The following is a 25,110-nucleotide window of genomic DNA, read 5'->3' on the forward strand; positions in this document are numbered from 1 at the left end:
AAATTGACAAAAGAGGCAAATAATAAAATAGATGTTTTAACCAGTAATTTTACCATAATTCACGGTAGGATGGTTCAAAGTGGCTATGTTTAAGGTGCGATAGGTTTAAGGTACGATAGGTTTAAGGTGCGATAACTAAATACATGAAAATAAGTCAGCTACTCATCCTTTGCCAATGATCCCTTTCCTGATACAACTTGAGTGGTGGTTGCAAAAGGTTTAGTCGCGATAGGGTAGTCGACGTCTTTTGGCATGAGCAGGCGCATATGTGGATAGGGCGTCGAGATATTGGCCGCATCAAAGGCAATTTTTATCTCTTCTTGTAGCACTTCTTTGATTTTGGGTATACGTGCCACGGCTGCTGGCTTGACCCAAAAACGCACGATAAAAAATACGCCATACTCTCCGATTTCGGCCACGGTCGCTGAGGTCTCAGGACGATTGAGTACTGCATCGGTATTGCTGAGTACTTGCAAAATCTCTTTGCGTGCAAGCTCAATATCATTTTCGAAGGCAATACGCACGCGTATATCGAAACGTATAAAGTTTTTGGAGGTTAAGTTAATCACTTCTGAGGAGGCGACATTAGAGTTTGGAATAATAACAGTAATATTGTCTCGAGTTAGGATATGGGTAGTGCGCAAGGCAATAAGCACCACGCGTCCCTCATTATCATTGATATGAATCCAGTCCCCAACTTGAAACGACTGCTCCAGCAAAATAGTGATACCGGCGATAAAGTTGGCAAGCGTCGATTGAGCAGCGAAACCGACAGCTAAGCCGACAATACCCAAACCTGCAACGAGCGATACGATGTCAAAACCAAATTGTGCCATCACGCTGGCGAGGCCAAGTACCAATAGGAGCACCGACAAGATATTTTTGAGCAGCTGTTCTATCGAGGCGTTGAGTCCATAATGCTGTAGGACTTTATGAATAATCTGACCAGACGACGCCCACAGTACGTAGTAGATACCAGCCCACGTACTTGCTTTTGCTGTCGCCTTGATGGTTTCTGGTTCAAAATTTATCTGACTCATGATCGCTATCAGACTGGCGACTATCCAAACGTAACGTAGCGTTGAGCGGGCAATCTTGGTACGGCGATCGTTTAAACGAATCTTAGTTTTACTTTGTCTAAGAATATAATTGGCCAACCAATAAAAAAATCCCAATACCGCAAGCAGTATTAGGATCTTTATGCCAGTGCTAGCAAGCTCTACTGCTTGAGAAGACCAGTTGAGTGTCTCTTCGTCTATAGAGCCACCAAGCGCAAGGTAGAGGCTAGTATGCAGGTCACGAATGATTTCTTTAAAAAAGTCGGTAACACTAGCGATTGGCATTTTTTCGTCCATGCAGGGTGTGTTTATACAAGGTTTGATAAATGAGGTGTCCGGTCACACGTCACCTCAAGTTGTCTAGTCAATCAAATATAGCATGAGTGATGACTAAGCCTAACTCTATTTTTTAGAGCAAGGCCTAACTGTAAATTAAAAATTGTCTTCTTGCGCGTCTTGAGATTGATAGGGTATCTCCATTTTGTCCTGCACATCACGGAGTGCCGTACGCAGTCCTTCTAATATCGTAGGGTGATAAAAAGGCGTGTCAAGCATCTCTTTAATGCTCAAGTCATTGGTAATCGCTGTGGCTAATATATGACCGATATACTCGGCATCAGGGCCCACCATGCTCGCGCCTAATATTCTGTCGGTTTTTTTGCAGGCATAGATATGTAGCAGACCACAATTAACGCCCATCACACGGCTGCGCCCTTGGTTGTCAAAACTGACGCGACCAATCACAAATTCCAGCTCAGGGTCTTTTTGGATCTCGGGTAGAGACATTCCGACATTGACGATTTGCGGTGAACAAAATACGATAGAAAATGGGGTGGCGGGCGGGCGAATATAAGCATCTTCGGTATTTTCACAGACCATGTTGCCAGCACTATAGCCCTCATCACTCGCTACATGCAGTAGAGGAATGTGAGCATTGGCGTCTCCAACGATATAGATATCTGAATCACCAATTTGCCCTGTTTTTTTACTCAACTTTTTCGGGCGGTTTTTGTCATCAAGCTCAACGCCTAAGTGTTCGACACCCAACTGCTTGATGTTGTTGCGGCGACCAGTCGCGACCAAGACACAGTCGCCTTGCCATTGTCTTGACTCACCAGCACTGTCTTCATATTCAATAAACGCAGTTTGAGTGTCTTTATTTACGTTTTGACCCACATCAGTAATCTTGCTTCCCAAGTGCATGGTAAGCTCATGACTTAAGCACTCGATGGCTTTTTGGTTGATGTCATTATCCTTGAGACCAGCAACCTGTTTGACTCGGTTGAGTAGCGTAACCTCTACGCCCAAGCGCGTAAATGCTTGTGCAAGCTCTAGACCAATGGCTCCTGCGCCTACTACTGCCATAGATTTGGGTAAGTCTGTAAGCTCAAACACGCTATCAGAGGTGAGCATCGTGTCACCCAGTTTATCAGCCCAACCGTCAGGTATAAAAGGTGAGCTGCCAGTTGCCACAATGATTTGCTCTGCGGCAATGAGCTCATCATTGACCTCGATTAGTCCATGCTCATTGATATGAGCACGCCCATCGATTTTTTTGTGATCAGGCCAGCTATCTACTTGTTTTTTGATGTAGCTTGCAAAATGACTGCGCTCATCACGCACGCGCTGCATCACTTGCTTGCCATCTATTTTTACCGTGGCATGAACCCCAAAGTCGCCAGAATGGTTGGCATCGTGTGCACGGTCAGCGGCTGCAATCAGCAGTTTGCTAGGCATACAGCCGACAGTGACACAGGTAGTGGTCCAAAACCCTTCATTGATAATGACGACATCGTCTTTAATTTTGCTCGCTTGGCGAAAGGCATTTTGACCAGCCGTGCCTGCACCGATAACGGCAACAGAGACGTTGCGCGTGATTTTTTGCGGTGCCTTATCAGTAGTAGTACCAGACTGTTTATTCATATGATTCTCTAGTAAGAAGGGATTATAAGCGTATGTGTTGACCAGTGACTCAGAGCCTTATATTCGCGCGTTTTATCGTTTTTGCGGCAAAAATGTACTCTGTTATAACGATCAGGTTATGGTGCCAATATGCTGAGTAGACGACTGGTGTAATCTTTGGCACGTAAGTTACGCTGTGCGTGAGTCAGCTTGCCTTCTTTATCAAATACAAATGCTGATCTCACCAGTCCCAAAGTAATATTGCCGTACATGTTTTTCTCTTTAATGACTTCAAAATACTGGCATAGCTTTTCATCAGTGTCACTGACAAGTGGGATCTGTAAGTCGTATTTATCGATGAACTTCTCATGTGACTCAACGCTGTCACGAGAGACGCCAATAATGTCATAACCTAAGTCATCAAAATCATGAAGATGTGAGGTAAATTCCGTCGCTTGCGTGGTACAGCCTGGTGTATTGTCTTTAGGATAAAAATAGAGAATAAGACCTTTGTCGGTATTGGCAACCATCTCTTTGAGACTGATCTCATCATGGATAAAGTTTCCGGCAAGTTTGCGTACGATGGTCACTGGAAAGTCGGGTAGGTTGATCGTTTCTGTTGTTGGTTTTGCCATGGTAAAATCCTTATTGATTTTGGTTATGTATATTGGTTTTTTTGATGGTTTAGATAGGGTTTTATTTATCGTCTTCTTATTATAGGCAGATTGGTAGCAATAAATAATCAGTTTTACACTTTGCTCATCCATTGGTAACAAAAAATACTGGCAATGGCCAGTATCTTTCAACTCTATTTTTTCTTACATCAAAAAACAGCGTTCAATAAAAAATACTGCAAAACCCTTTAAAAACCTTGATATACGGACGTTTTAGCTATAACATATCTAACAACGTACAACATTATGCCACGATATAAAGCATTTTAAATGGCTACCAAAATGGCTACCAGCATTAACAAAATGGCTACCAAGTTGGCTACCAAGGTAAAGGCAAAGGGATATGACCACAAAAGCGATAAAACTAGACTCACAAATTCAAAAAGCCACCAAGGACACAATCCAAGCTGGCAAGACTGTTAGCTATCCAATCGCTGGCTATAAAGGTCTAGAAGTACGGATAAGACCACATAAGAACGGCTTAGATGCTGCAGTGGATTTTAGACATAGATACAGCCACCCAATAACAAGCAAACGCCCTTACATGACGCTAGGACAATACCCAGCGTTAAGCCTTGCTGATGCTAAAGACATGTACAGAAACAACATGACACTACTAGCTAAGGACATAGACCCTTTAGAACATAAAGAATTAGAAAGACAAAACGAGTTGCTAGATAGGCTCAACACACTAGATCACTTCATTAGCGAGTGGCAAGAATTACAAGCCAGCAAAAACCTAAGCCCCAAAACACTATATAACAATCAAGTGTTGTTAAAGCCTATTCAAAAGCAGTTAGGGCATATGAGGGTTACAGAGATAGCACCTAGCATGGTCATAAAGTTTATAACTGACATACAAAAGACAAGCCCAGTCAAAGGCCTACAAGTAAAAATACTGTTAAAAAGTATTTTACAGCTAGCCAAAAAACATAGGGTGATTGAGTACAACCCAGCCAGTGACCTACAAGGCACGTTAAAGACTCATAAAGCTGTTCACTACCCATCATTAACAGACCCCAAAGAATTTGCCGAACTGCTAAGAGATATTGAGCAGCTAGATGATGCAAGCCAGCTATACAATAAGTACATATTACAGCTACTAGCCCTTACCTTTACTCGCGTAGGTGATGCTTGCGCTATGCAATGGGCAGATATTCATTGGTTTAAAAAACAATGGGAGCTTAAGCCGCAAAAATCAGGCACTAGGGCAGATATGGTAGAAAGCATGGTAATACCACTAGCACCGCAAGCCATAGCTATATTGGAGCAGATGCAAAGCATGACAGGTGATAGCAAGTATGTATTCCATAATCCAAGGCGTAGAACTGAGCCTTACCACCATACGCAAGAAATAAATAAAGTATTAAACAGTGATCTAATGAATAACGGACAAGGCTATAAAGGTATTCATAGCCCACATGGATTTAGAAGTAGCGCAAAAACCATGCTAATGGAAAGGCTAGGCTATGATGAACTGATAACCGAACTGGCACTAGGTCACCGCATGCTTAACGCCTATGGCACTGCATACAATCGCATGACTGGACTAGAGCAGCGAGCCGAAATGATGACAGCATGGGCCAACTACTTAGACGCTATCAAAGCTGGCAAGTTTGATAATGTTATTCATGCTGATTTTAAGAAAGCAGCCAAACAGAACCACGGCTAAAACCTAATCAACAAAACCGCCAAAGGAGATCGACACAATGAATGATATTAACCATGAAAGCACAATTGCTATTAACGCTTTTTGTCTAGATGACTTGCATACAGACATGCTTTATCAAGTCGAACGCATAGAGCACGTTATCGCAGTGGCAAGGCTGGCAAGTGAAAGCAATGACACAGCACAGTTAAAAGGCGCTATTAATATGATGATAGACAGCTTAAGCAATACGTCTGCAATGATACAGAACGACCATGAAAGCATGACCCATTTAATCAATGATAGCGCAGTTATTAACCCCAAAATTGGAGCATAAGCCATGATGATTTTAGATGCCAAACCAACACGCCAGCAATTAGATGACCGCTCATTTTGGGATAATCTACCGCCAGATGGTGCAGAATATGACGGCTTTGAATACTCACCTTGTTATTCTATTTTACAAGATGGTGAGCCTATCGACTTTAAAACAGATGACGGCAAAACATTAATGAACTCATTCCCTTATGAGTTGGCAGTTACAGAGATGCAACGCCTATCTAAAAAGCATGACAATATCACTTTAAAGATAACTGGCTATTATGAAAGCCTAGTAAGACGCGATAGACGATTAACAGCATAACCCTATCTAGCGGATAACACCGCTACAATGACCATGCAAGGCTAGGACTAATTACCCGAACGCCAGCCATTTCATGCCTTAGGCTGGCATGCCTTGCACCTATTCTTATTAAGGTATGAATGACAAGTAAGGCATGGTTATGGGATTGATGGATAAGCCAAAAAGTGATTTTGAAGAAAATTATATTTATATAGATGACTTTATTCTATATCTATCGTTTAAATTAAAAGAACCAGTTGAAACCGTTGTTTCATGGCTGCTTTACAATGGTTTTGATAAAGATATAAATTCCTATGAAGCTGATAAGCATTATCGAGTTTGCAAAGGCATGCAAGTTGATGCAATTGATAAAAATATAGATGAACTTTTTAAACAGATAAGTATAGATGGATATTTTATTTATATGGAATATTTAGACAGCTTTGATCTTTACTATGAAGTTAAGGACGCGCCAAGCTATGAAGAATATCAAGATGTAAATAATAAATTTTATTTAAAGCTTAACGATTTAGAAAAACTTGAATACATTAAACCCTTTAACCTAAGCTTTAGTGAAGCCCGTCTATATAACTATACAGTCTATATATGTGACTCAGTTACAGCAAATTTAGTCGATATGAATAACGATATGTCTGTAAGAGTTTTTAAAAGGATAGAAACTAGCCTATCTGAATACGAGAAGACAAAAAATTCTCCTAAAGATAATAATAGTTTTAAGAAGCTTATACGACTGGATCATGAAAAACTTCAAGCAGCATTTAAATTCATTACTGGTGAGGAGCCTTTACCAAATGAAAATAAAGAAACTAAGCAAGAAACAGGAACCCATGATAATGAGCCGATAAATAGCAGATCACAAGATAAAAAGTTAATAGCTATTTTAGCCTTACTACTTGCCAGCAAATCTAATGTTTATACTATTGGTGACAACAAACCAAATGCTACTCAAATCAGCAAAGCTATTTATCAATTCGCAATTGATGACTTAAAGATAGCTGATGAAGACACAAATGGCCTAAAAGCCAACATAGCTAAAATCAGTGCGTCTATTCAGGAATATACGGATATTCTCTATAAACAACCGCTGAAAAAATCTTAACTTTAACTTTAATTAATTAACTTTAATTTTTAACAACACCCCACACCGCACAATAAGCCTTAACAACTTTCATCAACTGAATAGGAGTTAAGGCAATGCCTAACACTACCCACACAGCACCCACCAACAAGCTAAACCTAGCTTATCTATTAGCGAACCCAAAAGAGCTTTATCAGGTTAAGCAAATAGCCGATGTATTCCAAAAACACCCTGAAACCATTAGACGCTGGATCAAAGCTGGCACGATAACAAAGCCGTTATCTATCAATGGCGTTTACTACTTCAAAGGTAGCGACATTGTGGACTATCTAAACGCTACTAATGAGGGGGCTTAATCATGGATAAGCTAAAACGCACCCAAAACCAAATAATCAAAGATCACCTTTTAACTGGTCAATCAATTACACGCTGGCAAGCTATCGAGCTTTATAAGATAGCCACGCTACCCACTCGCATTAACCAGTTAGAAAATACAGGCTTAACCATACAGCGCAAGCGAGTAAGTAAAGACGGCAAGCATTGGAACGTCTATTGGATTGATACCGATAATCTAGCTAATGGGGTGCAATCATGAGCCAATCAAACGACATATTAGAACCGCGCCTAGTGGCAGTAGATAGTTATTACTTGTCTGTCATTAATGACCGCATACAAGACCTATCAAACGATGCTGAGAGCCTAGCAATGGCGCTTGGTGCGATCAGTACCGATGATGACGCAAGCAAGGGCGTAATAGTCGCTGTAAGGTCTGCCTTACTTGCTAATAGTGAACTGGCAACCACTTTAAGCGAGCAGATGGACGGGCTTATCTTACTACCTGAAATCAAGGTGAATGACTATGAGTGATGACACGTTTATAAATGAAGTCATGGACAGGTTAAAAGACAAAGGCGTGCTGATGATACCTGATGACTTTATCGACCAGTTAATCACTACCTTACACGCCAATGTGACTGCCATTAACAGCCTGATAGAGATAGTAGAGGTAGAAAACCAATTACTAGCTTTACGCTGTGCAATACCAACAGGCAGCCGACAAGTCGACTCACTCAAAGAGCTATCCAAACGCATAGCAGAAATCGCTTTCAACGTGGAGGACGTAAGAAATGAGCAAAGATAACAAAACCAATCTAAAAGCCGACCACGGGCAGCATAGAGAGCGACAGAAACGCAAAGCCAATGACCGCGCTTTCATTATTTCTATGTCAGCAATGATTTGCTTGTTCGTGTTGTTATTCATACCTACTTGCCAGCAAGAAAAAGAACAAGGGGTGACTTATGAGCAGCGATAACGCCAAAACCTTTTTAGATGCTCAACTTGCCTATGCTAAATCAAAGCAGGGCAAAGAGCAGAAAAGGCGCGATAAAGAGATACAACGCTACCACCAAATCAAACGGGCAGCGGACAAGATACAGCGATCATATGATGATGACTGCATGGAGGGCGACCAATGAACGCAGCACAAACAGACAGCAAAGAAAAAGCCCATGCGGACAACATGGGCAGTTTCATTGGCTATATTGCTGATATTGAAAATGCGACACCTGAACAACGCGCACTAGATGACAGTATTAGCCAGTTAGACGGCTTACAAGATGGTTTAAACCTACCAACCAATCATATAGATAATACACGTTATCTACACGATGATATTAGCATGAGGGGTGGCAATAGCAAAGGTGAAAGACTACCCAATACTAAAGGCAGGTACGGCCTTGTCATGGTCAACAATAAAGCTGAACCCGTCAACATAGCAGCACGCACACTAAACAGCGATGACAAGCCGCCTATCATATCGGACACCACACAAGCAGGCGCGTATGCTATTGGATCAATGAGCCGTGATAGTGACTGGTGGCTAGTGACCGGTTTAAAAGATGCTGTCACGTTATATGCAGCCCTTGCGATACTTGATAATAAAGTGACTGTGTTAGCGTGCCTTAATCAAAGTATGTTTGATATGACGTTAAGACATTTTAGTGAAGTCAAAACCATTCATATTATAGACACGGCCCAGCACAAAGACGCATTAACGAGCCGCTTAGCAGGTGTGAATGCCATTGCTCATATCACGATAGATACCATTATTAGCAGACTGAATGAAGGTGATTTGATAGGTAACCTTATTGCAGACGCGGACACTATCGACTTGTCAATATTGGCATGGCCCACACCTGAACCGTTATCAAGCGACCCAAGCAAACCGACACGCTACCCCATAGAAGCATGGGACGGACTGCTACAAAAGGTCATTAAGAAAATAGCTTACTATCAACAAGTACCTGATGCTATGGCAGGCCAATGTATTTTAGGAGCATTGGCCCACATGGGGCAGGCCCACGTTGATGCACCTATTGGCTATAAGCACATGCCAGCAAGCCTGATTTTAATCACAGAGGGTGAAAGTGGCAGCGGTAAAACGCAAGCAATGGACTTAAGCCACTACAAAATCAAAGAGTATGAGCAAAAACAGTATGAGGAATATATAACACGGTATGATGAACACAAGGCACAGCTTGCCAGCCTTAAAGGTGCTGAGCTCAAAGACTACCAAGCCAATGAGCCGATACCCCATAACCCCGAACGGCTATTCAAAGATGCCACGATTGAACCGGTACTCGATAAGTTTGTGAATGGTGAAATAACAGATGCATCATGGTCAACTGATGATGCGGCCCAATTCTTTAATGGTCATACAATGAAAGGTGACACTGCAGGCAACGCACTAGCAGCCATTACAGACCTTTACAGCGGCGGCGAAGTGAACCGGACACGATCACAAAAGAACGCTTATGCAAACCCACGCACCAAAGCCTATAACGTGCGTATGACGCTTATGCTAATGGCTCAACGTATCATCTTAGAACCGGCCTTAACTGATGACATGATGAACCAGCAAGGCTTTTTAGCAAGGGCCTTAATTGCTTGCCCTAACAGCTTGCAAGGTTATAGAACATGGGACGATATAGAGCGCAGGCAGCAAAGCCCATTTATGGACAGCGACCTACAAGCTTATTGGAGCAGATGCAGCGACCTACTAGACCCCGTGGACAGTAACGCGCCCACCGATGAGAAAGGAGCACCTAAACGCTTTAAGATGAGCTGGCAAGATAAGCAGACAGAACAAGTATTCTATGAGCATATGCAGGCCATAGAGAACCAGCAAGCTAAGAGCATGCCATTAGAGTATTTAAAAGCGTATGCCTCACGTATGGCAGAAAATGCCAGCCGCATAGCCACACTGATAGCATTCTTTGATAAGCGTAAGGCTATTACTACCGATGACATTAAACGGGCTTTTATGTTGGTTAGCTACTCAACGGCCGAACGTTTGCGCTATCAAGATGCAACGCCAACAGGTGAACAAACTGACCTTGAAAAGCTAAGCGTATGGCTAATAGACAAGGCCAAAGGTAAAAACCCAGCGGTATTAAACAAGTCTTTTGTGACACAGCATGCACCCAATGCGCTAAGAGGTAAAAAGCTTAATTACTTACTTGATGATCTTGAAAGCATGGGGCATATCAGGCTAGAAAGTGAGGGCCGCCGCCGCTTAGTGTATGTTAATCCCAAACTAATTACTGATTAGCGACCAGTAAAAGCCGCTAAACTTGCTAAACTTACCTACAGCCCTTACCAGTTAAGGGCTTTACTTTAGCTGTATGACTGCTAAGCATTGCTAGACTTGCTAATCTATCGCTAAACTTAGCCAATACAGACGAACGTTAGCAGAACTATAGCAACTTTAGCGACCCTTAGCAGGTGGCAAGCTAAGCCAAACGCCTTATAAATAAAGGGATAGAGCGAACTTTAGCAACTTTAGCGACTTTTTGTAGGTATAAAACTATATTGGCAGGCGTTTATCGTCTGCTTTTTTTATGGACTGCAAAAACCTAAGGGAAACCTAAGGTTAGGCGCTCAATACTCACTTGCAAATCATGGACAGTATGTTGTCATTTGTTTACATTCAAAACAGTTTGCCGACTGCCAGCATGTTAAGAAATGTTAAGGTTTAAAAGCATAATTGTTTTTACCACATTTTACCGATTGCAAAACATGAATGGCAGCAATAACAGCTAAAAGCATGACCATCATTAGCCTACAGCGTGGCAGCCTCACTAAAACAGCATAGAGCTGTCAAACAAAATAGATAAGTCCAAAGCTGGGCATTAAGAACTTCACACCCTAGCCATGATGGCGAACCCCAAGATTACCCCAAGGCTAGAACCTGTCAAAACCTGTTATTCAAACGCGAATTAGCCAATGCCAAAACCTTATAAAACCTTACATTCAAAACCAAAATAAAGACATAAACAGATAGGTCCTGATAGAGTTAGGCGAACTTCATTAATGATTTAGACAACCTATGCCAAAAAATGCTACAGCTAGCTGTTTAGACCGTCATCAAAAATTATCAATAACTGACTACAAAGAGCATATTAAAGAAGCAAGTAAGCAAGGGACTATAAGTTACTTTGATTTTTCTTATAACTACAGAGGCAAACCCTACAGCTACAAATTACAGATAACTACCACACCTTGCCATTATGGCGGCGTTCGCTACTGGTGGCAGTGCCCGAAGTGTGCCAAGCGTGTAGGCGTGCTGTATTGTGCAGGGCTTTACGTTTGTAGGCATTGCTTAGGGCTTAGTTACTATAGCCAGCTACAACATACTTACCAGCGACCCGATAACCGTATGGAGAGTATTAGAAAGCGTTTGAAGTGGCATGAAAACCCTTATCGAAAACCTAAAGGCATGCATTATAAAACCTACAAGCGGCTATTCACTGAATATCACGAGATAGAAGATTATTATATGAGCTGCTTAACTAAGTTTGATGGGGTTACTAGTGTTAAGAGAATGAAGTAAGGCTGGTTTTTCGGAGTGCTATAAAAGCATTGAAAGCTACAGGTAGCTATAAGAATGGCTACCAAACTGGCTACCAAAAAATATAGTATTTAATATATAGGTAATAAAAACAATGTCTTAGGTACAAATAAAAGACTGGCAATGGCCAGTCTTTTGTATATCAAACAAATAGTAATTAAGCAGGCTTTTGCGGCTGCTTCAAGTCTAAGCCGACTGTGCACTGCTGCAGGTTTTTTTGCATGGTCTTGACGTATGGCAAGCTTGAAGGATCTTTTTTGTCTTTTGCGTAGCTCTCAATCTCCCACATCTGACCAATCGTCATGTTGCTACGCACACCGATAGTGCACTTACATAACTTTGTCGCATCACTTTTACTAGCGACTTTATATTTAACTGCGCCATCGACGCATGAGTTGATATTACTTTGCTTAATATCAGTAGCATTCGCCTGCGGCATTGCGAACGTGGCAGCTAAGGCTAGGGGGAGTAATGGCAATAACTTCATAAATATCCTCTTACAGATAGTGTCAATTTTTGACTCTGGTATTCAATGTGATTTTATAATCAACAGACAGCTGGATCACTGATATGTGAGTGACTGAATCATTGGTGATATCTCATGTAACCTATATCACATGTAATCTATTCAATTGGCAAAAATGATTGTCCATACCATAGCAAGTATATTGATTAAAATACAATGTCGACGTGCTGTGTTAATGCAAGCGAATGTTTCGCTAATGTTGATTGATGCCGCTGTTTGATAAAAAGTCAGTATCTCTATCCAGCTTGGTAATGAGTAGGGTCAGTGACGCCAGCTTGAGCAAAGCCTTGGCGACGTAGCGCACAGCTGTCACAAACGCCGCAAGCAAGTCCGTTCACATCGGCACGGTAGCAAGAAATCGTTTGTCCATAATCAACGCCCAATGATAGACCAAGCTCAATAGTTTGAGCTTTGGACAGCTTTTGTAGTGGGGTTTGGATAGACAAGCGATGACCGGTAACGCCCGCTTTTGTCGCCAGATTGGCCATGTGCTCAAATGCTTCGATATACTCTGGACGGCAATCGGGATAGCCAGAGTAATCGACTGAGCTGACCCCAATGACGATATGATTGGCATCAGTCACTTCAGCGACGGCTAGCGCATAAGACAAAAAGATTGTATTACGTGCAGGCACATAAGTATTCGGAATGGCATCGTTATCGATCTCATCGCGCTTTTTATTAGGGAATTTGTCGGTATCGCCGTCTGGTACGATCATGCTGTGATCGGTGAGTGATGAGCCACCAAGCTGGGCGATATCAATATCAATGATTCTATGATTGACGCTTGCTGTCTCAGCAATGCGCTTTGCTGCGACAAGCTCACTATTATGACGTTGCCCATAGTCAAAGCTGACCGCTGTCACCGAGGCATAGTGCGCCTTTGCCCAATACAAACACGTCACCGAATCGAGACCACCTGATAAAAGCACCACGGCATTTTGGTTTTTGTGAGGAGTATCGTTGCTGTTGGACGCTTGATTCATTGAGGGGTTCTGCAAAGTAACGTTAGTCATAGTGTTATCTATTATTGGTTTACGAAAACGGCTATTTTAGCAAAAATACGGCTATTACAGAACCATGAAGCGATCAATCACGCGTCACTAAAGCGACAAAGCCATGCTAAGCAGTATTGCAATAAAAATAAAGTGCGTATTACTGTCATCTTTTCAATCTGTTAGCAATATTTGTTATAATTGCCGCTTTTAAAGCATCGATAACCCTACCTCATTGATCGTGCTTTATCGCAAACTACTTTATAGTAAAATCATCCTTATAAAGATATTGAGTAACTTATGACCCCAGCAACCTTATTTACGCCAAACATTCCTCCTAAGTTTGATGAGATGTCTGATGAATCAGACTTTAATCGTTATGTTTTAGAGGCTGATGCTGAAGAGGGTAGCAATGAAGATATCGTTGATGAACAATCTACTGACTCACAATCGCCTACTGAATCTGCGGCTTTTCGTAAGCTACAAAAGAAGCTTCGTCGCCAAGTCTCTTGGGCCATTCGTGATTTTAATATGATCGAAGACGGCGATGTGGTGATGGTCTGTGTCTCGGGCGGTAAAGACAGCTATACCTTGCTGGATATTTTGCTCCTACTAAAACGTATCGCCCCCATTCATTTCGATATCGTCGCAGTCAATCTTGACCAAAAGCAGCCCGGCTATCCGGAAGATATTCTGCCTGCTTATCTAAACGAGCAGGGCATTGCCCATTATATCTTGGAAAAAGATACGTATAGTATTGTCAAAAGTGTGGTGCCAGAAGGCAAGACCTATTGCTCAGCGTGTTCACGTCTGCGCCGTGGTTCGTTGTATGGTTTTGCTAAGCAGATTGGTGCGACCAAAATCGCCTTGGGTCATCATCGCGATGACATGCTGGCGACTTTCTTCTTGAATTTATTTCATGGCGGCGCGCTCAAATCCATGCCGCCTAAACTGCTGAGTGATGACAAGCAAAACCTGCTGATTCGTCCATTGGCGTATGTCGAAGAAAAAGACATCATCGAGTATGCCAAATTAAAAGAATTCCCGATTATTCCTTGTAATCTGTGTGGCAGCCAGACCAATCTACAACGTGCCATTATCAATGACATGCTACGCGAATGGGATGACGCTCATCCGCAGCGTTTGGCGTCTATCTTTAAGGCAATGCAAAACGTAGCGCCATCACAGTTAGCGGATCGTGAGTTGTTTGACTTTGAGACACTCAGTCTTGATCGTGATAACGACGAGCGTTTGTTTGAGGGGGATAATATTCAATCAGGGCAGACCGACAGTCTGGCTGAGATTGGTTTGCCGGTATCACCAAAGACGCAAACGTTCAATCCTAAGTTTGCTAGCGATAAGCCGTATGCAACAGAATCAGACAATGCTGTAACAAGTAGAACTACACCTCAGAAAATTCCAACAATTAACCCACTTATTTAGCATCTCATGAGCGAATACTGATCGAGTAACCCATAAAAAACCAGCCATTCATAAAGAAAAGGCTGGTTTTTTTAAATGTAGATATTAGGGCATAGCTTAATAATATTAACTTTTAGCAAAGACAGATAAAGGTTTAAAGCTAACCTCTGAGCGCGGAAGCTTGGCAACATCTTGCATACGCCAATCGTCCTTGCCATCGTTATTCACTTGCAGGTAATATTTGGCTTTTACCGAATCAAGATTTACTTGGGCGCTGTATTTATTGCCTTCAACATGCTTTAGCACGACGTCACGGTCTTTTTTGATATCGGTGGCATGCGAGATTGAAAGATTAAGCGTATCGGGATAAGTAAGTGGCTGGCCGTTCAATAGCTTGCCTGACTGCACACTTTGCTCAGGATAATTGAGATAAAACACAACATCGCCATTATCCGCAAATTGCATTTTGCCATGCAAGTCCAAATCATAAGCAAGCTTGTCACGTGAGACGTCATGATAGAGCGTCTTCCCATCCATATACCAGTCGTCACGTACCACGCTGTCGCGGATCTGGTAAGAGTAGTAGACAAACCAGATACAAGCGATCACGACCGCAGCTGGCATGCCAATCACAAAAATCATAACCATGTAATTCTTGTACCATGGCTGAGTATCTTGATGTTTAAAATTCGGTGCTGGATTAGACATAAAATACCTATTCATCAGATACTTATTTATCAAAGATCTGCTTATCAGATATCGACAAATGGTATCAACGGACAATTTGACGGCTACCTGCTGCCAATTTAATCATAAATCATTCACCCGATAGCCTTTGACTCTCAAAGTCGCTGACTACCGAATGATATAAAGGAAACTAAATAATCAGTTCAGTGATGAATTACTGACCTTGAGTCGTAAAGACGTTTTGCTTACTGACTTTGTACTTACCGTCTTCACTGGTCACATTTAACGTCACTGGCGTTTGACCAAATTCAATCACATCAGGGTCACCGTAAATACTGACAGGCATATCGAAGCTTTCGCCTGCTTCTAAGGGTACATCGTTGAAGCGCAGCTCTAAACTCAGACCCTCTTGCGGTGCGAGCGTTATTTTATAATTGTGAGGCTCTTGGGTTTTGTTGGTTAGCTTGACGATATAGCTGTTCTCAATCATGCCTTGGGTATTGATAGATGATAACTGGTTACGATCACGGCGGATATCAATCTCTAGCGGCACGCGGTCTGTCAACGCATAGATAACCCCGCCACATAGCACTGCCAATAGCGCCAAATAAGCAAATAATCGTGGACGAAATACACGGCTTGGTTCTTTTTCGACCAGCTGACGCTCGGTTGTATAACGAATCAGCCCGCGTGGATAGCCAACTTTGTCCATAATCTCATTACAAGCATCAATACAGGCGGCGCACTGGATACAGGCAACTTGCAAGCCATCACGAATATCGATACCAGTGGGGCAGACCTGCACACACATGGTACATTCGATACAGTCACCCAGCTCTTCAGGGTTTGTGCCTTTTTTACGCGCGCCGCGTGGCTCACCACGCTCATAGTCGTACGATACGATCAGCGTATCTTTATCAAACATCACACTTTGGAAGCGGCCATAAGGACAAATCTGTACACACATCTGCTCACGCATATAACCTGCATTGGCATAAGTGGCAAAGGTAAAGATAAACATCGATATCCATACCCATGTTGGCCAGTCAGGAAAAGGAATCAGCCCCACGGTCTGCCAGCTATGATAAAGCGAATCTGTACCTGCCACATAACTGACAAAGGTTGCTGCTGTAATCACAGAAAGTACAAACCAAATCGCATAGACTACCGTTCGCTTGAACACTTTACTCGCGCTCATAGGCGATTTATCAAACTTCATGCGCTTATTGCGATCACCAATGACCCATTTTTCAACGTACTGGTAGAGATGCGTCCAGATGGTTTGTGGACAAGCATAACCACACCAAACGCGGCCAGCATATACAGTCACCATAAACAAAGTAAACGCTGCAATAATGGCAAATGCGGCAATAAAATAAAAATCTTGAGTCAAAAAAGTCAAACCAAAAATATAGTAATGCTGTGAGGGAACATCAAACCATATTGCTTGTCTGCCATTATAACGCAGCCACGGCAAAATTAAAAAAGCGGCCAAAAGGGCATACATCGTGATGACACGAATATTTTGATAAAACCCTGTCACAAACCTTGGATGTACTCGATGCTTGGTGGCATCAAGATCGACCTGCTGTACGGGGATTTTATTAGATTGTTGTTGTGCTGACATAAACGTGCCTCTTTAAAAAAAGAATCAGTCTGCTGGCATGATGAACAAATACCTCTCGCCGTGAAGTATATGAATGTATGATGTTATCAATGTCAGTAAATAATGGATAGCGACTTAAATAAAAGTCCTCTAGTACACTTACTAAATAATTGATTATAAGTGGGTTATTAGATCGAGCTAAGACATCATCAGTCTGGCTCGTTAGCCATTTTGAAAACAGCTATTCTAACATTCTCCCTACTAACAATGGGGTAATAATCGTAAAAAGCAAGCACTATAGATCATAATAATGTCTACTGAGAAGTATCTGTGATAGCGACTATTAGGTAAATTCTGCAAAAATAAACGAAAAAAGGAGAACTGTACTGACAGTCCTCCCTTTATTAAATCTCATCCATGTACAGTACGGCAATAGTGTTTTAGTTAGCAGTAGCTTCTTTGGTCGCTACTGGCTGAGTCGCTGCAGTATTTGCCATCGCAGTTTCAGGTGCTTTGCCAGTTTTGTCCGATAGTGAGTAGACGTAAGCGGCAAGTAGCATGATACGCTCATTACCTAGCTTCGTTTCCCACTGAGGCATTACACCTGCGCGGCCATAACGTAGCGTTTCACGAATGGTCTCGCGATCACCACCATATAACCAGATATTATCCGTCAAATTCGGTGCGCCAGCTGAAATCATACCTTTACCATCTGGTCCATGACAAAGAACGCAGTTGGTCGGCTCATGAAAAATAACTTTACCTTGAGCAACTTTCGTTTGATCAAGATCATAGTCATTTTGGTTGCCTGATAGTGATAAGACATATTCAGCGACCGCACGTATGCCGTCTTCACCAAGCTGATCACGCCATGCTGCCATACCACCAACACGACCATTGTGTAGCGTGGTCAAGATGTTACCGGCTTTACCACCATACAACCAATCATTGTCAGTCAGATTAGGATAGCCTGGGGCACCCTTAGCATTCGAGCCATGACATACTGCACAGTTCTGTAAGAACAAACGGCTACCAACTTTTAAAGCATTTGGATTTTCAGACAGTTTTTCGACATAAGGTGCAAGTTCTGTGACCTTCTCATCGATTTGTGCCTGTAGATCCGCTGGTGGATTGTCACTGCGACGCATGGTCGCTTGTAGCTCGTTTAGCGTCGCTAGTGTCGCGGTTGCGCCTGCTGCATCTGCTTTAACCAAGATATTCTTTTCAAAGTTATCTGTAAATACTTTGTTGTTGCTCTCAAGCTCACTGAACAGCTCGTTTTTAGAAGTCCATGGTACATCTTCACCATCGACTTTTATGGTTGCAAGACCGTTCCAGTTTCCCGGAAGCATGGCTGGGAAAAACACCCAGTAAACCACGCCCCAGACGATTGAGCCAAAAAATATCACTAACCACCATTTAGGGAGTGGTTTATCGTATTCTCGGATACCATCGTATTCATGACCAGTGGTACCGTCTTCTTCAACCTCTGGCTTGTATTTTAATACAAACAGCAGAACGCCAAGAATGAACGCCCAACAACCAAAACTGATTAGCGTAATCCAAGAACTCCAAAAAAATGTCATCATTTATCCTTATTGCGCTGCTCTTCAGACAGAGATCTAATGTCCTCGTCATCAAGCGCAAGTTGTGCATCTTCTTCGAAGCGTTTTTTGTTTTTTGGCGAATACGCCCACCATGCAACGCCTACGAAGGCAATAAAGGCAGAAACGGTCGCAATTGTTTGTAATTCACCAATACCCATTAGCGCTGTCCTTCCATTGCGGTACCTAACTGCTGTAGATAGGCAACCAAAGCATCAAGCTCAGTGGCGCCAAGTACGGCATCTGGAGCACCTTCGATATCTTCTTCAGTATAAGGCACACCGAAGCGATCACGGAATAGACGCATTTTAGCTTGAATGTTCTCACCATCGACTTCGTTCTCGGCCAACCACGGGAAACCTGGCATGACTGACTCAGGCACTAGCGAACGTGGATTGATTAGATGCTGCTTTTGCCAATCTTCAGAATAACGGCCACCAACACGTGCTAAGTCTGGTCCAGTACGTTTCGATCCCCATAAAAACGGGTGATCCCACGTAGACTCAGCGGCACGTGAGTATGGTCCATAACGTTCAACTTCTGCACGTAGTGGGCGAACCATTTGCGTATGACAAACGTGACATCCTTCACGGATATAAATATCACGACCTTCAAATTCAAGCGCAGTCCAAGGCTCCATAGCGGGAAGGGGCTTGTTCAAACCGCCTTCTTCAGGACTGTCGTTGTTATAAATCAAAGGCACGATTTCAACTAGCGTTGCAAAACTGATAGCAATGACGATGCCAATGACTAACAAGCCTGTATTTTTTTCAATAATTTCATGCGGTGTACCAGCCATGATCGCTCCTTATACGTTAGCTGTCGAAGGTTTTTCGACACTAGGTTCATGATCCGTTGGATCAGCGACATCTACAGGCTTACCTTCTGGCATTTTGAGTGTTTTATAGCAGTTATAAGCCATAACAAACATACCCGATACATATAAGAAGCCACCAAAAGCTCGGCCAATATATGGGAAATGCGAGAATTCAACAGTATCAACGAAGCTATATACCAAAGTACCGTCTGGGTTAGTAGCAAGCCACATCATGCCTTGGCCGATACCTGAGATCCACATAGACACGATATAGAAAATCGTTCCTGCAGTCGCCAGCCAAAAATGCGTGGTGATTAAGCTGATAGAGTACATTTTGGGTTTGTTATAGACACGTGGTAACAGCACGTATAGCGAACCAATCGTAATCATACCAACCCAGCCAAGTGCGCCTGAGTGTACGTGACCAACTGTCCAGTCAGTGTTATGCGATAAAGCATTTACTGTCTTGATTGACATCATTGGGCCTTCGAACGTCGACATCGCGTAGAACGACAACGCCACAATCATAAAGCGAATGATCGGATCGGTACGTAGCTTATCCCAACTACCTGATAGCGTGAGTACACCGTTAATCATACCACCCCAAGAGGGTGCAAATAGAATGATGGAGAATACCATTGCCAATGACTGCGTCCAATCAGGAAGCGCTGAATAATGCAAATGGTGACCACCAGCCCACATATAGGAAGCAATCAATGCCCAAAAGTGAACGATAGACAAGCGATAAGAGTAGATAGGACGACCAATCTGTACTGGAACGAAGTAATACATCATGCCAAGGAAAGCTGCCGTTAAGTAAAAACCTACCGCGTTATGCCCGTACCACCACTGGACCATGGCATCAGTTGCACCGCCAAATAGCGAGTAAGATTTGAACGCACTAACAGGAATAGCCATGCTGTTTACGATGTGTAGTAGTGCAATCGTAATAATGAAGGCGGCAAAGAACCAGTTAGCCACATAAATATGTGAGGTTTTGCGTTTGATGAGTGTACCAAAAAATACGATGGCATAAGAGATCCATACCAAAGCAATTAAGATATCGATAGGCCACTCAAGCTCAGCGTACTCTTTACTTGACGTCAAACCTAGAGGAAGGGTAATAACAGCAGAAACAATCACTGCTTGCCAACCCCAAAAGGTAAACCAAGCCAAATATGGCGCAAATAAGCGCGTCTTGCAGGTACGCTGAACGATATAGTAAGACGTTGCGAACAAGGCACAGCCACCGAACGCAAAAATCACCGCATTGGTGTGCAGTGGTCTTAAATGACTAAAGGTCAGCCATGGAATGTCAAAGTTTAGTGATGGCCATGCTAACTGTGAAGCAATGAACACACCAAGACTCATGCCGACGATGCCCCAAACGACAGCCATGATCGTAAAAAATCTTACGATAGTAATTTCATACTCACGGTCAACTGGGGCGACTGCTGTGTTTTGTAAACTCATTGGATGATTCCTTTACAGCCCGAATTATCAACAGAATTAACCAACAGTCCGCATTATAGATATTATAAAAACTTATAAACCTACAATAGCTACGGTACATAATGTTTTTTGACCTTTTATCACCATAATCTTATTAACTATCAATTTAGGCTTTGATTTTATGTCAGTTGATACTGATGGATAAAATGAGGCGCTTCGTGCACCTTGTTTACAGCCAATCGATAGTAGGATTGTTAATACATCATCAAGATAAATAAAAAGACGCGCCGTTTTTAAGCATCAAACATCTTATGAGGCTAAATATATATCTTAATTATTACGAAAAAATCTGTACTAATGAAGATAGATACCCATATCTATAGGGCTATAAAAACGCACTGACCATAGATGTATGCTAGCGGCGGCTGACAAAAAACATGTTTATGTAATGTTTGGTTAAAACTCCCGACTCTGTTTAAGGGTATTGTAACGCAATCCTAATTAAATATCATCAGAACTATGCGGCAAAATACAAACTCTTTGGTATAAATGTTAGCGAGCAACTTATTATTATTGCGCTACTTGCTTATTTTATACCCAATTTTGTCACTATTCTAGATGCGTGTTTGCATCAAACTAAGACAAACGTTGCTAAATATAATTGTGATATTCGAAAGGAATTTTGTAACAATCGTACCACTAGCGGCACAAATAGGTTTTACTTCTCATCAAGTCGCCCCTTATAATGAGCCTGAACATATTTAATGCCCGTATACTTGTGGGCTATTAATAACAGGCATTTTAATAATTTGCTAGTCAGGTTAATGCGTAAAATAGCAGCGTTAACCCAACAAAACACCCGTTAAGGATAATAATATGGCAGTTTTTTTGACAGATGAATGGTTTGAGCAAGTGGAGAAAATGGGCAGTGAGGCGGGTGAATTAAACTTGCCACCAGCACTTGCTAATATGATTGTTAACCTAAAAGTGTCTGATACTGACAAAGACATCGAAGCCAACTTTGCCGATGGTTTATTACATCGTGGTCTAAATAGTAACGGCACGACGACTTTATTATTAGATCGTAGCATTCTACAGTCTATCATCACTGATTTTGACACCAATCAAATTATGGGTGCTTTCATGAGCGGTAAAATTCGCGTTGAAGGGGATATGTCACAATTGATGGCAGTACAGACTGCTCGTCCAAGTGCTGAGCAAAAAGAGTTGTATAAGCGTATCAAATCAATGACGACGATGGCGTAGATCTTATATTGAATGGTTTGTACTCAAGCCATTGATATACAATTCACTCAGATATACAAAAGCCCCTATTTAGGGGCTTTTTATTGTGTAAAAAACTAGGCATAACACGTAATACAATAGGCTGTTATATTCAGTAACTAGCTGGCTTTAGACTGCGCCGCACTTGTCTGATTCTCTTTATATATCGCTGCCTGCAACCAGACATTGGCTTGTACATAGTCATGCACTTTAATGCTGGCGGTCTCTGGCGTATTAAGCGCACCAATACGTACGACAAAGGGATCTGCATCCTGCTCACGTAATGTCACTACATCAAACAAAATGACAGATTTATCGTTAAATATCGTTTCTTGTTTGCCAAGCACTTGACCTTGACACCAAGCCTCATCTTCTTGCCCTAAAGTATCGCCAAATAAATAAGCACACATGTGTCCTAAGTTGATTTCGACCGGTGCCATTTGTTCTTCGGTTTCAGGTTTCCATTCACTGATTTGCGCTTGCAGATCGTCTGGAATTTTTCCGTCATTAGCCGCGACGATATCGTTAAACGCACGGTGATAGCGGATAGATTCTTGGTCTTCTACCATGATGACTTCGTTTTGCTCACTGAGCTTAATCTCGTGCGCCCATGCGCTAAAGTTAACGAAATAAGACGTATCGCGCTGATATAAGTGACGATTGGTCGTATAGAGCTGATCAAACGCATAAATAATGCTGCCATCAGCCGTGCGTAAGCGTAATACCGCATCGTGTGAGTTGTCATTAACAATGACGCGCTCGATTTTACAGTCAAGCCCATAAGGACTATCAACACAAGGATAAGCATTGATGAATCGCTCAGGCTTACCGTCTTTCATTGCAAGTACTTGATTGATATGGCAGGGCTTGTCTTCTGATAACAACAAACAGCTGTCTTTTGCACTGACGTTGTTGTTCAGGCCTTTAGGCATTGCCGCCACTTCAATCATTTTTTGTAGCCACTCTGGCACATCATTGCTCATATCATCGGTCAAAATACGCCAATGATCGCCATGACCTGCAGACTGCTCATCGGTCAGTGTGATCTTGGTGGGAGTTTGAATGTTTTTATATTGATAATTTATGGTCATGAAAATACTCAAAATTAAGTCAGCGTGGGGTTTGTGTCTAATACTGTAGTGCGACGGTTACTTACGTACCATTCAGTATTTCAAATAACTGGTTTATGATGTCAGCGACATTACCAGCAAAGAGTGAACAAACCACAATGAGGGTTAATGACAATTGTCTTTAGCATATAATATATAGGTATTGAAACATCTAATAGCAAGGCCTCTATAAAAAATAATAACAAAACCCAGTTTTTTGGTAAAAAATACTCTTAGTATCGGCTAATGACTGGCACATATTGGCTAAATTGTGTCAAACTAGCTCCCTTTTGACGGCTGTCCTCGGCTCGTCTGATCTCCTGTTTTGTGTTTGATTTATATGTGAGTAGTAGCAGCTGTATGATGCATTTACTACTGCTCGTGATGCAACCTATATAAAGTCGCACGTAGATAAGATAAAGAGTTTGAATATGTTTCGTCCTTTAGCGTTATTTATCGGCTTAAGATACACCCGAGCAGAGCGCAGTAATGGCTTTATCTCCTTTATATCCCTGATTTCAATGATTGGTCTGACGCTTGGGGTTGCCGTATTGATTACGGTGCTATCGGTCATGAATGGTTTTGATCGAGAATTAAAAACCCGTATTTTGGGGATGGTACCGCAGGCTACTGTGGTCTCAACTGAGATTATTGGTGATTGGGAGCAGCTCGCTGATAAGATTAAGGAAGATCCAGAAGTAACAGCTGTCGCCCCCTTTATCCAATTGCAAGGGATGCTGACATCAAACGGTCAGGTCGCCGGGATTATGGTGACTGGCGTCGAGCCTGAATACGAAAAAAACGTCTCTATCATTAATGATCATATGGTCGAGGGCAGTATTGATACCTTGCAAAGTGGTGACTTTAGCATTGTATTGGGTGAGGAGATGGTTCAGTCTCTGGGCTTGCAGATAGGGGACAAAGTAACTTTGGTGCTACCAGAAGCATCGCCATCGCCAGCCGGTGTGATACCACGATTTAAGCGCTTTACTTTGACAGGTATTTTTACCATCAGCCCAGAGGTAGACAGTCTGATGGCGTTCATCCCGATGGGTGATGCAGCAAAACTGCTGCGTCTGCCAGAAGGGGCGCAAGGCGTGCGTATGAAGCTCAATGATATCTTTACTGCGCCGATCGCGTCACAAAAAGCGGCAGCCATCGCACCTGAACAATTATATCCTAATGATTGGACGCAGACGCACGGCAATCTATTTGGTGCAATTCAGATGGAAAAAGCCATGGTTGGTTTGCTACTATTTTTAATCATCTTAGTTGCCGCTTTCAACATTGTCTCAAGTCTTGTGATGCTCGTCACTGACAAAAAAGCAGATATTGCCATTCTAAAGACCTTTGGTGCGTCTCCTCGTTTGATTACCCAAGTCTTTATGGTACAAGGCGTGGTCATCGGTGTGATCGGTACCGTTGCTGGTACGATATTGGGTGTGATATTCGCACTCACCGTCAGTGATATTTTAGGCTTTATTAATCAAGTCTTTAATTTGAATCTGTTTGATGCTTATTTTGTGAATTATTTGCCGTCAGAGTTGCGTTTACTCGACGTGGTATTCATTACAGGTGCCTCATTTATATTGAGCTTTTTGGCAACGATTTATCCAGCACGCCGAGCGGCTAAAATTCAGCCTGCCCAGACACTACGTTATGAGTAATTCAATCGCATAAATATCGACATAAATA

The 25,110-nt window shown here is 42.3% G+C and carries 27 protein-coding genes; 15 read left to right on the forward strand and 12 right to left on the reverse strand.

What is annotated here, in order from left to right; genetic code table 11:
* Positions 1 to 158 precede the first annotated feature (158 nt).
* From AC58CZ_RS02960 to AC58CZ_RS02970, 3 genes are all read right to left on the reverse strand, one after another.
* Positions 159 to 1,343 (reverse strand): mechanosensitive ion channel family protein, encoded by a 1,185-nt coding sequence (locus AC58CZ_RS02960; RefSeq protein WP_284719525.1) that lies wholly within the window; start codon positions 1,341 to 1,343, stop codon positions 159 to 161.
* Between the two features lie 147 nt (positions 1,344 to 1,490).
* Entirely contained in the window at positions 1,491 to 2,981 is a 1,491-nt protein-coding gene (locus AC58CZ_RS02965; RefSeq protein WP_093068090.1) for a dihydrolipoyl dehydrogenase, read from the reverse strand.
* A gap of 116 nt (positions 2,982 to 3,097) precedes the next feature.
* On the reverse strand, positions 3,098 to 3,595 hold the full coding sequence (locus AC58CZ_RS02970; RefSeq protein ID WP_277077628.1) for a peroxiredoxin: 498 nt from the start codon (positions 3,593 to 3,595) through the stop codon (positions 3,098 to 3,100).
* 382 nt (positions 3,596 to 3,977) lie between these two features.
* Between AC58CZ_RS02970 and AC58CZ_RS02975 the strand changes: the two genes are divergently transcribed.
* The 12 genes from AC58CZ_RS02975 to AC58CZ_RS03030 all read left to right on the forward strand — a co-directional run bounded on the left by AC58CZ_RS02975 (position 3,978) and on the right by AC58CZ_RS03030 (position 11,895).
* A complete protein-coding gene (locus tag AC58CZ_RS02975) occupies positions 3,978 to 5,306 on the forward strand; it encodes a tyrosine-type recombinase/integrase (RefSeq protein ID WP_494223420.1) in 1,329 nt (442 codons plus the stop codon).
* Between the two features lie 37 nt (positions 5,307 to 5,343).
* Complete coding sequence (locus tag AC58CZ_RS02980) at positions 5,344 to 5,619, forward strand: hypothetical protein (RefSeq protein ID WP_494223419.1); 276 nt, start codon at positions 5,344 to 5,346, stop codon at positions 5,617 to 5,619.
* A gap of 3 nt (positions 5,620 to 5,622) precedes the next feature.
* Positions 5,623 to 5,925: a hypothetical protein gene (locus AC58CZ_RS02985; protein WP_200661739.1), complete on the forward strand. Its 303-nt coding sequence runs from the start codon at positions 5,623 to 5,625 to the stop codon at positions 5,923 to 5,925.
* Positions 5,926 to 6,064: 139 nt separating this feature from the next.
* Complete coding sequence (locus tag AC58CZ_RS02990; protein WP_494223418.1) at positions 6,065 to 7,024, forward strand: hypothetical protein; 960 nt, start codon at positions 6,065 to 6,067, stop codon at positions 7,022 to 7,024.
* Between the two features lie 95 nt (positions 7,025 to 7,119).
* The gene (locus AC58CZ_RS02995) at positions 7,120 to 7,359 is read left to right on the forward strand and encodes a helix-turn-helix domain-containing protein (RefSeq protein WP_494223417.1); all 240 of its coding nucleotides are present in this window, start codon (positions 7,120 to 7,122) and stop codon (positions 7,357 to 7,359) included.
* A gap of 2 nt (positions 7,360 to 7,361) precedes the next feature.
* A complete protein-coding gene (locus AC58CZ_RS03000; RefSeq protein ID WP_494223416.1) occupies positions 7,362 to 7,598 on the forward strand; it encodes a helix-turn-helix domain-containing protein in 237 nt (78 codons plus the stop codon).
* Positions 7,595 to 7,870, forward strand: a complete 276-nt coding sequence (locus tag AC58CZ_RS03005) for a hypothetical protein (protein ID WP_494223415.1) — start codon at positions 7,595 to 7,597, stop codon at positions 7,868 to 7,870. Before AC58CZ_RS03000 ends, AC58CZ_RS03005 begins: the two co-directional genes overlap by 4 nt.
* Complete coding sequence (locus AC58CZ_RS03010; RefSeq protein WP_494223414.1) at positions 7,863 to 8,144, forward strand: hypothetical protein; 282 nt, start codon at positions 7,863 to 7,865, stop codon at positions 8,142 to 8,144. Before AC58CZ_RS03005 ends, AC58CZ_RS03010 begins: the two co-directional genes overlap by 8 nt.
* Entirely contained in the window at positions 8,131 to 8,316 is a 186-nt protein-coding gene (locus AC58CZ_RS03015) for a hypothetical protein (protein WP_494223413.1), read from the forward strand. The genes AC58CZ_RS03010 and AC58CZ_RS03015 overlap by 14 nt, the downstream gene beginning before the upstream one ends.
* On the forward strand, positions 8,303 to 8,479 hold the full coding sequence (locus tag AC58CZ_RS03020; RefSeq protein ID WP_494223412.1) for a hypothetical protein: 177 nt from the start codon (positions 8,303 to 8,305) through the stop codon (positions 8,477 to 8,479). The genes AC58CZ_RS03015 and AC58CZ_RS03020 overlap by 14 nt, the downstream gene beginning before the upstream one ends.
* Positions 8,476 to 10,614 (forward strand): DUF3987 domain-containing protein, encoded by a 2,139-nt coding sequence (locus tag AC58CZ_RS03025; RefSeq protein WP_494223411.1) that lies wholly within the window; start codon positions 8,476 to 8,478, stop codon positions 10,612 to 10,614. Before AC58CZ_RS03020 ends, AC58CZ_RS03025 begins: the two co-directional genes overlap by 4 nt.
* A 777-nt stretch (positions 10,615 to 11,391) precedes the next feature.
* Positions 11,392 to 11,895 (forward strand): hypothetical protein, encoded by a 504-nt coding sequence (locus AC58CZ_RS03030; protein WP_494223410.1) that lies wholly within the window; start codon positions 11,392 to 11,394, stop codon positions 11,893 to 11,895.
* Positions 11,896 to 12,070: 175 nt separating this feature from the next.
* Here the strand turns inward: AC58CZ_RS03030 and AC58CZ_RS03035 are convergent, their stop codons facing one another.
* Together AC58CZ_RS03035 and queC are read right to left on the reverse strand one after the other, a co-directional pair.
* Positions 12,071 to 12,400 (reverse strand): hypothetical protein, encoded by a 330-nt coding sequence (locus tag AC58CZ_RS03035; RefSeq protein ID WP_093068095.1) that lies wholly within the window; start codon positions 12,398 to 12,400, stop codon positions 12,071 to 12,073.
* 275 nt (positions 12,401 to 12,675) lie between these two features.
* On the reverse strand, positions 12,676 to 13,425 hold the full coding sequence (queC, locus tag AC58CZ_RS03040) for a 7-cyano-7-deazaguanine synthase QueC (protein WP_201587727.1): 750 nt from the start codon (positions 13,423 to 13,425) through the stop codon (positions 12,676 to 12,678).
* Positions 13,426 to 13,734: 309 nt separating this feature from the next.
* On the opposite strand from queC, the gene ttcA reads away from it, so the two are divergent.
* The gene (gene ttcA / locus AC58CZ_RS03045; RefSeq protein ID WP_093068104.1) at positions 13,735 to 14,877 is read left to right on the forward strand and encodes a tRNA 2-thiocytidine(32) synthetase TtcA; all 1,143 of its coding nucleotides are present in this window, start codon (positions 13,735 to 13,737) and stop codon (positions 14,875 to 14,877) included.
* A gap of 105 nt (positions 14,878 to 14,982) precedes the next feature.
* Here ttcA and AC58CZ_RS03050 read toward each other — a convergent pair whose 3' ends face one another.
* From AC58CZ_RS03050 to ccoN, 6 genes are all read right to left on the reverse strand, one after another.
* Positions 14,983 to 15,564, reverse strand: a complete 582-nt coding sequence (locus tag AC58CZ_RS03050) for a FixH family protein (protein ID WP_093068108.1) — start codon at positions 15,562 to 15,564, stop codon at positions 14,983 to 14,985.
* A 193-nt stretch (positions 15,565 to 15,757) separates the two neighbouring features.
* The gene (ccoG, locus tag AC58CZ_RS03055; RefSeq protein WP_093068113.1) at positions 15,758 to 17,170 is read right to left on the reverse strand and encodes a cytochrome c oxidase accessory protein CcoG; all 1,413 of its coding nucleotides are present in this window, start codon (positions 17,168 to 17,170) and stop codon (positions 15,758 to 15,760) included.
* 419 nt (positions 17,171 to 17,589) lie between these two features.
* Positions 17,590 to 18,735 carry a cytochrome-c oxidase, cbb3-type subunit III gene (gene ccoP / locus AC58CZ_RS03060; RefSeq protein WP_071001899.1) on the reverse strand — a complete coding sequence of 382 codons (1,146 nt, stop codon included), beginning with the start codon at positions 18,733 to 18,735 and terminating at the stop codon, positions 17,590 to 17,592.
* Entirely contained in the window at positions 18,735 to 18,914 is a 180-nt protein-coding gene (locus tag AC58CZ_RS03065; RefSeq protein WP_058024764.1) for a CcoQ/FixQ family Cbb3-type cytochrome c oxidase assembly chaperone, read from the reverse strand. Before AC58CZ_RS03065 ends, ccoP begins: the two co-directional genes overlap by 1 nt.
* A complete protein-coding gene (ccoO, locus tag AC58CZ_RS03070) occupies positions 18,914 to 19,552 on the reverse strand; it encodes a cytochrome-c oxidase, cbb3-type subunit II (RefSeq protein WP_071001898.1) in 639 nt (212 codons plus the stop codon). The genes AC58CZ_RS03065 and ccoO overlap by 1 nt, the downstream gene beginning before the upstream one ends.
* 9 nt (positions 19,553 to 19,561) lie before the next feature.
* Positions 19,562 to 21,043: a cytochrome-c oxidase, cbb3-type subunit I gene (gene ccoN / locus AC58CZ_RS03075; RefSeq protein ID WP_071001897.1), complete on the reverse strand. Its 1,482-nt coding sequence runs from the start codon at positions 21,041 to 21,043 to the stop codon at positions 19,562 to 19,564.
* Positions 21,044 to 21,898: 855 nt separating this feature from the next.
* Here ccoN and AC58CZ_RS03080 point away from each other — a divergent pair.
* Complete coding sequence (locus tag AC58CZ_RS03080) at positions 21,899 to 22,288, forward strand: SCP-2 sterol transfer family protein (protein WP_071001896.1); 390 nt, start codon at positions 21,899 to 21,901, stop codon at positions 22,286 to 22,288.
* 137 nt (positions 22,289 to 22,425) lie between these two features.
* Here AC58CZ_RS03080 and AC58CZ_RS03085 read toward each other — a convergent pair whose 3' ends face one another.
* Positions 22,426 to 23,397: a hypothetical protein gene (locus AC58CZ_RS03085; RefSeq protein ID WP_186474219.1), complete on the reverse strand. Its 972-nt coding sequence runs from the start codon at positions 23,395 to 23,397 to the stop codon at positions 22,426 to 22,428.
* Between the two features lie 449 nt (positions 23,398 to 23,846).
* Here AC58CZ_RS03085 and AC58CZ_RS03090 point away from each other — a divergent pair, with 449 nt between their 5' ends.
* Positions 23,847 to 25,082, forward strand: a complete 1,236-nt coding sequence (locus tag AC58CZ_RS03090; RefSeq protein ID WP_494223409.1) for a lipoprotein-releasing ABC transporter permease subunit — start codon at positions 23,847 to 23,849, stop codon at positions 25,080 to 25,082.
* The last annotated feature ends 28 nt before the right edge of the window (positions 25,083 to 25,110 follow it).

Source organism: Psychrobacter sp. CR212 (assembly GCF_059693765.1).

Bases quoted from the DNA above. Each gene is read 5' to 3' on its own strand.
- AC58CZ_RS02960 (WP_284719525.1), bottom strand. From the start codon at position 1,343: ATGCCAATCGCTAGTGTTACCGACTTTTTTAAAGAAATCATTCGTGAC.
- AC58CZ_RS02965 (WP_093068090.1), bottom strand. From the start codon at position 2,981: ATGAATAAACAGTCTGGTACTACTACTGATAAGGCACCGCAAAAAATC.
- AC58CZ_RS02970 (WP_277077628.1), bottom strand. From the start codon at position 3,595: ATGGCAAAACCAACAACAGAAACGATCAACCTACCCGACTTTCCAGTG.
- AC58CZ_RS02975 (WP_494223420.1), top strand. From the start codon at position 3,978: ATGACCACAAAAGCGATAAAACTAGACTCACAAATTCAAAAAGCCACC.
- AC58CZ_RS02980 (WP_494223419.1), top strand. From the start codon at position 5,344: ATGAATGATATTAACCATGAAAGCACAATTGCTATTAACGCTTTTTGT.
- AC58CZ_RS02985 (WP_200661739.1), top strand. From the start codon at position 5,623: ATGATGATTTTAGATGCCAAACCAACACGCCAGCAATTAGATGACCGC.
- AC58CZ_RS02990 (WP_494223418.1), top strand. From the start codon at position 6,065: ATGGGATTGATGGATAAGCCAAAAAGTGATTTTGAAGAAAATTATATT.
- AC58CZ_RS02995 (WP_494223417.1), top strand. From the start codon at position 7,120: ATGCCTAACACTACCCACACAGCACCCACCAACAAGCTAAACCTAGCT.
- AC58CZ_RS03000 (WP_494223416.1), top strand. From the start codon at position 7,362: ATGGATAAGCTAAAACGCACCCAAAACCAAATAATCAAAGATCACCTT.
- AC58CZ_RS03005 (WP_494223415.1), top strand. From the start codon at position 7,595: ATGAGCCAATCAAACGACATATTAGAACCGCGCCTAGTGGCAGTAGAT.
- AC58CZ_RS03010 (WP_494223414.1), top strand. From the start codon at position 7,863: ATGAGTGATGACACGTTTATAAATGAAGTCATGGACAGGTTAAAAGAC.
- AC58CZ_RS03015 (WP_494223413.1), top strand. From the start codon at position 8,131: ATGAGCAAAGATAACAAAACCAATCTAAAAGCCGACCACGGGCAGCAT.
- AC58CZ_RS03020 (WP_494223412.1), top strand. From the start codon at position 8,303: ATGAGCAGCGATAACGCCAAAACCTTTTTAGATGCTCAACTTGCCTAT.
- AC58CZ_RS03025 (WP_494223411.1), top strand. From the start codon at position 8,476: ATGAACGCAGCACAAACAGACAGCAAAGAAAAAGCCCATGCGGACAAC.
- AC58CZ_RS03030 (WP_494223410.1), top strand. From the start codon at position 11,392: ATGCCAAAAAATGCTACAGCTAGCTGTTTAGACCGTCATCAAAAATTA.
- AC58CZ_RS03035 (WP_093068095.1), bottom strand. From the start codon at position 12,400: ATGAAGTTATTGCCATTACTCCCCCTAGCCTTAGCTGCCACGTTCGCA.
- queC (WP_201587727.1), bottom strand. From the start codon at position 13,425: ATGAATCAAGCGTCCAACAGCAACGATACTCCTCACAAAAACCAAAAT.
- ttcA (WP_093068104.1), top strand. From the start codon at position 13,735: ATGACCCCAGCAACCTTATTTACGCCAAACATTCCTCCTAAGTTTGAT.
- AC58CZ_RS03050 (WP_093068108.1), bottom strand. From the start codon at position 15,564: ATGTCTAATCCAGCACCGAATTTTAAACATCAAGATACTCAGCCATGG.
- ccoG (WP_093068113.1), bottom strand. From the start codon at position 17,170: ATGTCAGCACAACAACAATCTAATAAAATCCCCGTACAGCAGGTCGAT.
- ccoP (WP_071001899.1), bottom strand. From the start codon at position 18,735: ATGACATTTTTTTGGAGTTCTTGGATTACGCTAATCAGTTTTGGTTGT.
- AC58CZ_RS03065 (WP_058024764.1), bottom strand. From the start codon at position 18,914: ATGGGTATTGGTGAATTACAAACAATTGCGACCGTTTCTGCCTTTATT.
- ccoO (WP_071001898.1), bottom strand. From the start codon at position 19,552: ATGGCTGGTACACCGCATGAAATTATTGAAAAAAATACAGGCTTGTTA.
- ccoN (WP_071001897.1), bottom strand. From the start codon at position 21,043: ATGAGTTTACAAAACACAGCAGTCGCCCCAGTTGACCGTGAGTATGAA.
- AC58CZ_RS03080 (WP_071001896.1), top strand. From the start codon at position 21,899: ATGGCAGTTTTTTTGACAGATGAATGGTTTGAGCAAGTGGAGAAAATG.
- AC58CZ_RS03085 (WP_186474219.1), bottom strand. From the start codon at position 23,397: ATGACCATAAATTATCAATATAAAAACATTCAAACTCCCACCAAGATC.
- AC58CZ_RS03090 (WP_494223409.1), top strand. From the start codon at position 23,847: ATGTTTCGTCCTTTAGCGTTATTTATCGGCTTAAGATACACCCGAGCA.